Origin of the sequence: Micromonospora sp. NRRL B-16802 (assembly GCF_001279555.1) — a bacterium.
Taxonomy (GTDB): Bacteria; Actinomycetota; Actinomycetes; order Mycobacteriales; family Micromonosporaceae; genus Micromonospora; species Micromonospora profundi.
In genome coordinates, this window is record NZ_LGEB01000064.1 from 103,520 (window position 1) to 110,551 (window position 7,032).

A 7,032-nucleotide genomic window follows, 5' to 3' on the forward strand; every position below is an offset into this window, starting at 1 on the left:
GACCTCGGCGCGGCCCGATGATGGACCACGTCGACGTGCCGCCACGACGGGCCGGCGGGCGTGGAACTCCGGGCAGGGGGATGGGCATGCCGTTCAACGTTGATTTCAACTGGGCCTCACAGGCGATCATCGAGACGGTGGCGGTGCCGTTCCCCTCGCTGGAGACGCCACCCGGCGTGGTCGTCGCCGACCCTCCCATCCCGCAGCTGGAGTCCAAGCGGTCCGGCCCGGTCACTGTCACCATGTTCGGCAACGGCCGGTGGAACCGGGACACCAGCTACCGGTTCAACGCCGGCTGTAACGACGATCGGGGCGTTGCGGCGAAGGTGGATGACGTCGGAGAGCTGTCCCTCGCCGAGGCGGAGCGGCTCGAGGAGTGGTTCCGGAAGCGGTATCCGGGATCCAAGCCGAACGTGCTCAAGACGGGCGGGAAGTGGAACTTCACCCTCGTCCGCAACGGCGCAGTATTCAACTTCCACGTCAGTGCCCGGGGAGCCCACGGGTAGCTTCCGGCACTTCCATGCGGCCGGGCCGGACCGAAAGCCTGACCTGACCGCCGCCATGACAGGACACACTGGACGGTGGGTCGCGGATGTCCGACGCGACCCACCGCTGCCATACTCGGCACTGGACAGGTGGGGATCGTCGTTGTGGTGATGGCGTGCAGTTCCGGGTGCTAGGTCCGCCGGAGGTCGTCCGGGACGGGCGAGTGGTGCCCCTCGGAAGCCCGAAGCAGCAGGCGCTGCTGGCCCTGTTTCTGCTGCGACCGAACCGGTTCGTCGCCGCCGACTGGCTTGTCGAGGCGCTGTGGGACGGACGGCCGCCGGCCAGCGCCCACATGACGTTGCGTACGTACGTGGCAGGGTTGCGTCGGGTCCTGGAGCCGGAGCGGTCCCACCGCGAGCCGGCGCGCTTCCTTCGTAGCCGCCCCAAAGGGTACGAGCTGCGGGTGAAGATCGAAGCCATCGACGCGATCCGGTTCGGCAGCCTTGTGGATCGGGCGGCGGACGCGCTCGCGGCCGGGGAGCCGGCGACCGCCGAGTCCGGCTACGCCGAGGCGTTGGCCCTGTGGCGGGGCGAACCACTCGCGGGCGTCGCCGAGCTGGCTGCGGTGCGCCCGGAGGCGGCACGCCTGGCTGAGCTGCGGTTGAGCGCCGAGGAAGGGCGGTTGACCGCTGCCGTCGTGGCCGGCAGGCACGCGACGCTCCTGGCGGAGCTGCGCCGGTTCGTGGCGGCGAACCCGTTGCGCGAGGGGGCGCGGGCGCAGTTGATGGTGGCGCTGTACCGGTCCGGCCGGCAGAGCGAGGCGCTTGCGATCTTCGACGAGGGGCGTCGGATCCTGGCCAGCGAGTACGGGCTCGATCCCGGCGAGCAGATGCGGGCGGCGTACCGGCTGATCCTTGAGCAGGCCGTACCGGCGCAGGCCGACCCTGTCGCGGCCGCCGGTCGGCAGACCGTGCGGGTGGCCGAGACCCCACCGCCCGCCGCCGAGCCGGGAGCACAGCCAACCGAGCCCGAAGCGCAGGCGACCGAGCCCGGAACGCAGCCAACCGAGCCCGAAGCGCAGGCGGGGGAGCGTGGGGCTGAGCCGTCCGGGCGGGAACAGGCGGTGGCCGACGTGTCGCCCGACCGGGGTGCGGGTCCGCTTGTGGGCCGGGACGCGGAGCTGGAGCGGCTACGGGAGACGCTGCACGCGGCCAACCGGCACGGCGGGCGGATGCTGGCCCTGGTGGGGGAGGCGGGTATCGGCAAGACCAGCCTCGCCGCGGCACTCGGCGCGCAGGCCGCCGAGAGCGGCGTACCGGTGGTCTGGGGTCGCTGCCCCGATGTCGGGCAGGCGCCGCCGTTCTGGCTCTGGAGCCAGGTCGTCCGCGCGCTCGTGGCGATGCCGGAGGCCAGCGCCACCGGCTCGGCGAGCCGCCTGGACGGGTTCGCCGCCGGATCGCTGCCCGGCTCCGCCGACAGCGGCGGACTCGACCCGACGGCGCGGTTCCAGGTGTACGAGGCCGTTTCGGAACTGGTCCACGCTGTGGCCCGGCGGCGGGGTCTGCTTGTCGTGCTTGACGACCTGCACGCCGCCGATCCGGACTCGCTGCTGTTGCTGCGGTTCCTCTCGGCCGACCTGTCGGCTTCGCGGGCGCTCGTGGTCGCCACCCTCCGACCGTACGAGCATGACCCCGTCCTGGTGGCGACAGTCGCCGAGCTGGCTCGCGGCTGGGGTTTCGGTCAGTTGCGGCTCGCCGGGCTGGACGCCTCCTCGGTTGCCGACCTCATCCGGGAGCGGACCGGGGTGGCACCACCGGAGCCGGCCGTGGCCCGACTCGTCACCCGTACCGGAGGGAATCCGTTCTTCATCACGGAGCTGCTCCGGTCCCGGGCCGACCCGGCGGATGCCGGGGAGCTGCCGCCGAGTGTCCGGGACACCCTACGGCTGCGGCTCGGCGGGCTGCCCGACCCTGTCCGGCGCTGCCTCGACCTGCTCAGTGTCGCCGGACACGACCTGGACCTTCAGGTGCTGGCGGCGGCGCTGGACACCACGGCGCCGGCGGTCGCCGAGCGGCTCGTCCCGGCGTACACGGCCGCACTGGTGACCGAGGCCGGGCCGGGCGCGGTCACCTTCCGCCATCCGCTCATCGCCGAGGTCACCTACGCCGAGCTGCCCCCGCCGCACCGGGCCGCGCTGCACGCCCGACTGGCGGTTGCCTACGAACGGGCAGCCGACGTCGCACCGGCAGAGCTGGCCCACCACTTCGGTCAGGCCATCGGGCTCGGTCACGGCGAGGACCACCTGCGGTGGTCGCTGCTCGCCGCCGACGACGCGACCAGGCGGGTCGCCTACGAGGACGCGCTCGGTCACCTCGAACGCGCCGCGCACCGGCTGGCCCCGACCGCGCAGGTGTCGCCCGACAGGGCGTTCATCGAGTTGACAGTCCATCTGCACCGCGCGTCGCTGTTGCAGATGACTGTGGGCGTCGGCAGCGACGCGGTCGACCAGGTCTGCGCCCGTGCCCGCGAGTTGTTGACGCTCGTGGGGCCGGACGCCGACATCCGTTCCGCGCTCTGGGCACTGGGCGAGCTGGCCGCCAACCGGGCCGAGTTCGCGATCTGCACCGACCTCGCCGAGCGGCTGGTACGGGCCGAGGACGACGGCAGCCGGCTGATCGCCGTGGCCGGCGAGTACCTGCTGGGCGTTGTCGGCTACTTCACCGGCCGGCCGGCCGACGGTGAACGCCGGCTCACCGCCGCGATCGACCGTCTGCGTACCGTCGATCGGGGGCTGCTGCGCCGCGAGGTCGGCAGGCGTCCGGTCCTGGGCTGCCACAACTTCCGGGCGCTTGTCCGCTCGGTGCGCGGCAACCCCTCCGGCGCCTGGGCGGACATCGCCGACGCCGAGGCGCTCGCCGAGGAGCTGGACGACCCGTACGGCCGGGCGAACGCGGCACTCTATGCCGCCTGGCTGGCGATGCAGGAACACGACGTCGACGCGGCCGACGCCGCCGGGCGGCGGTGTCGGGACATCGGCCAGGCCACCGGCCTGCCGCACATGATGGCCACGGGCGCGTTCTTCATCGAGTGGTCTGCCGCGCGTGGCGGCGACCACGGCCGGCTCGAAGCGATGCGCGCAGCAGGCCAGGAGATCTATCGTCCCGGGCTGCGGTCCACCCGGACCATCACGATCTGCGCGATGGCCGAGGCGTACCTGACCGCCGGTCGCCCGGAGACCGCGGCGACGCTCGCCGACGAGGGCCTGGCAGTGGCCGAGCGGTTGGGCGAGCTGGTGTTCGCCGCGGAACTGCACCGGATCCGCGGTGTCGCCCGCCGCGACCGCACGGAGTGGGACCTCGGCGCCCGGATCGCCGCCGAGCAGGGAGCCGGGCTGTTGCTGCCCCGGTTCGCCGGTTTCTGACCGGCGTGGAGGCCCGCCTCCACGCCGTCTCCACACCTTCTCCATGCCTGCCTGGTGCCCTGGTTGACGTCGGAGGAGGACGGCTCGGAGCCGTCCCCACGGGAACGTGTTCCGAGAGGGCACCGCCATGCGTCCAGTTCAGTCGTCGGCCCACTACCCGGTCCAGGATGTCGACGTGGCCGTCATCGGCTGCGGGCCGGTAGGTGCGCTCACCGCCAACCTGCTCGGCGCCCGCGGCGTCACCACGCTCGTCGTGGAGCGCAGCGTCGCCCCGCACGGCCAGCCGCGGGCCTTCTCCTGCGACGACGAGGCGCTGCGCATCTACCAGCAGGCTGGCCTGCTCGACGAGATCCGCGGAGAGACGATCGCCCCGCCGCTCGTCGAGTACGTCAACCACGCGGGCCGGGTCTTCGCCCGGATGGCGCTGTCCGAGACGGACTTCGGGTACGGACACGCTCCGCTGCGCTTCTTCGACCAGCCACGGCTGGAACACACGCTGCGGGCCGGGCTGGACCGCTTCCCGCACGTCCAGCTCTCACTCGGCACCGAGCTGGTCGGTCTCCAGCAGGACCAGGACGGGGTGACAGTGCTCCTGTCCGAGGTGGGCACCGGCCAGCGGCGTGCAGTCCGCGCGAAGTACGTGCTCGGATGCGACGGCGCCCGCAGCGCCACCCGCGCCGCCGTCCGGATCCCGCTGGGCGGTGCGAGCTACGCCGAGCCGTGGTTGGCGGTCTCCGGCGATGTGCCGCCCGACGCGGTGCGGGTCAGGGACACCCGGTTCGTCTGCGACTGGCGGCGCCCGGCGTTCGTGTCTCCCGGCGCGGCCGGCAGCTACCGGCTGGAGTTCATGCTGCGCCCGGGGGAGACCGAAGCCGAGATGCGGCGCCCGGACATGATCGCCGCGCTCGTCTCGCCGTACGTCGACCCGGACCGGTTCGACGTCACCCGGGCGGTGGTCTACAGCTTCCACCACCTCATTGCGCAACGGTGGCGAGAAGGCCGGGTGTTCCTGCTGGGCGACGCGGCCCACCAGATGCCCCCGTTCCTGGGCCAGGGCCTGTGCAGCGGTCTGCGCGACGCGGCGAACCTGTCGTGGAAGCTGGCTCTGGTGCTGTCCGGCGCCGCCGACGCCGCAGTGCTTGACACGTACGAGACCGAGCGGCGCCCGCACACCGTGGAGATGGCGCAGACGAGCGTCCGGCTCGGGCGCGTCTTCCTGACCCGCAACCGGGCCGCCGCCTGGATGCGGGACACAGTGCTCCGGGCGGTCCAGGCGATCCCCCGGGTACGGCGGTTCGTGGAGCGGTTCGAGTTCAAGCCGGTCCCGGCGTACCGGCGGGGTCTGATGGCCGGCGGCCGGCGCGACGGCGTGGTCGGGACGATGTTCCCCCAGCCCCGGATCGTCGTCGCGGGGTCGCCGGACGCGCGACTGCTCGACGACGCGCTCGGCGACGGCTTCGCGGTGCTCGGCCCCGCCGCAGCGGTCAGACCGCTCAGCCCTGCCACGGCGGGCGGTCCGCTCGGCCCGGGGTGGCGGGGGCTGCCGGTGCGGTTCGTCGCCGTCCACCCGGCCGGCACGCCGGTGGCCGACCTGCCGGAGGACGGCCAGCCGGACCGGGTCGATGTCGTCGACGTCGACGGCGTGCTCGGCGAATGGCTCCGGCGTCACCACACCGACCTGGTGGTGCTGCGGCCGGACCGGTTCGTGTTCGCCCTGTCGACGGTCGACGGGATCGACCAGGGCGGGGCCGACCTGTCGGCGGCCCTCGGCGTGCCGGCGGGCCGACCGGAGCAGGTCGTGCGGCCGGTGCCCGGGGCTGCCTCGTGACCCGGTGCCGTCACGACGACCGGCAGCCCTCGGTCAGCCGACACCAGTCGTCAGTACGTGACCTTCACTCCCATCTTGCGCCAGGTGCGCGGGCCGACCACGCCGTCGGCGGCGAGGCCCTGCATCTTCTGGTACCAGCGCACCCCGGCCTCGGTCCGGGCGCCGAACTTCCCGTCCGCCTTGCCGCACTGCCGCTCGCCGATGAACCGCTGGACGAAGCCGACGTCGTCGCCCGTCGCGTCCCGGCGCAGCGTACGGCTACCGGGCGTCCGTCGCGGCTGAGCCGGCGGCTTGCTCTGCGGCTTCGCGGGCGTGGCCGGCTTCGCGGGAGTCGACGGCTTGGGGGGAGTCGACGGCTTCGCCGGTTCCGGCTTGTTTGCCGCCCGGAGGGCCGCCACGGTCTTCGGCCCGACCAGGCCGTCGACGGTGAGCTTCTTCGCCTTCTGGAAGTCGCGCACCCACGCCTCGGTCCGGCTGCCGAAGTCGCCGTCCACGGCGAGCGGCGGCTTCGCGCCGAGCGTGTTCGCCAGGGTCTGGAGTTCGCGGACGTCACCGCCCGTGGAACCCTTGCGCAGGACCCGTTCGCCGAGTTTCAGCGCCACTGTCGGTGCGGCGGTGGCGATGCCCCACGGCCGGCGGCTGTTCTCCAGGTCGGTGGCGTGACTCACGCTGACGTGCAGATGCTTGGTGTGCGGGTTCGACCCGGTGTAGCGCGACGGCGTGAATCCCCGCGTACGGCTCCAGATGGTCCGGTCGAAGATCACGTACTGGGTGGACGGGTGGGCGATGGCCCGGCGTACCACCAGCTGCGGATCGATGCCGTCCCGGTCGACGTCCAGCGCGTTGACGGAGTTGTCCTGGTCGGGGTTGTGGTCGGATTTCGTGGCCTGGTGGGCGGTGTCGCCGATCCAGCCGTCCGAGGCGCGATCCCGGTTCGGCCAGCGGGCGTTGATCTCGTTTCGCAGGCACACGAGCACCGGGGCGAGCCGGACCGGTGGGCGCAGGCTGGGCGGTCCCTCCTCGTCGTCGTCCGGTTCCTCCCAACCGGGGTCGATGCCCGGGTCGTCGTCCGGTCCGAGGTCGTACTCGATCTCCTCGCCGATCAGGCTGCCCGGGTCGTCGTCCTCGTCGTAATGGGTGATGTCGGGGTAGTCGATGCCAGGTCCCCGGTCCATGTCGTCCTCTCAGGGGTCGGGTCGCGGCGGCGGTACGGGAGACGAACCATCCCGGTCACCGCGGTCGCCACCAGCCTGAATCCCGAAAATCTCCGTCCACAAGGGAGAGTCAACTTCCTTGC

The 7,032-nt window shown here is 72.7% G+C and carries 4 protein-coding genes; 3 read left to right on the forward strand and 1 reads right to left on the reverse strand.

Annotated features, from left to right (window positions below):
• Nucleotides 1-86 precede the first annotated feature (86 nt).
• The 3 genes from ADK66_RS17340 to ADK66_RS17350 all read left to right on the forward strand — a co-directional run bounded on the left by ADK66_RS17340 (nt 87) and on the right by ADK66_RS17350 (nt 5,735).
• Nucleotides 87-506, forward strand: a complete 420-nt coding sequence (locus ADK66_RS17340; RefSeq protein WP_157552616.1) for a hypothetical protein — start codon at nt 87-89, stop codon at nt 504-506.
• Nucleotides 507-709: 203 nt separating this feature from the next.
• Nucleotides 710-3,907, forward strand: coding sequence for a BTAD domain-containing putative transcriptional regulator (locus ADK66_RS17345; protein WP_231640076.1), 3,198 nt, complete (start codon nt 710-712; stop codon nt 3,905-3,907).
• A gap of 127 nt (nt 3,908-4,034) precedes the next feature.
• On the forward strand, nt 4,035-5,735 hold the full coding sequence (locus ADK66_RS17350) for a bifunctional 3-(3-hydroxy-phenyl)propionate/3-hydroxycinnamic acid hydroxylase (RefSeq protein ID WP_157552619.1): 1,701 nt from the start codon (nt 4,035-4,037) through the stop codon (nt 5,733-5,735).
• 50 nt (nt 5,736-5,785) lie between these two features.
• Here ADK66_RS17350 and ADK66_RS17355 read toward each other — a convergent pair whose 3' ends face one another.
• Complete coding sequence (locus ADK66_RS17355) at nt 5,786-6,910, reverse strand: peptidoglycan-binding protein (RefSeq protein WP_053656539.1); 1,125 nt, start codon at nt 6,908-6,910, stop codon at nt 5,786-5,788.
• Nucleotides 6,911-7,032 lie beyond the last annotated feature (122 nt).

Bases quoted from the DNA above. Each gene is read 5' to 3' on its own strand.
- ADK66_RS17340 (WP_157552616.1), top strand. From the start codon at position 87: ATGCCGTTCAACGTTGATTTCAACTGGGCCTCACAGGCGATCATCGAG.
- ADK66_RS17350 (WP_157552619.1), top strand. From the start codon at position 4,035: ATGCGTCCAGTTCAGTCGTCGGCCCACTACCCGGTCCAGGATGTCGAC.
- ADK66_RS17355 (WP_053656539.1), bottom strand. From the start codon at position 6,910: ATGGACCGGGGACCTGGCATCGACTACCCCGACATCACCCATTACGAC.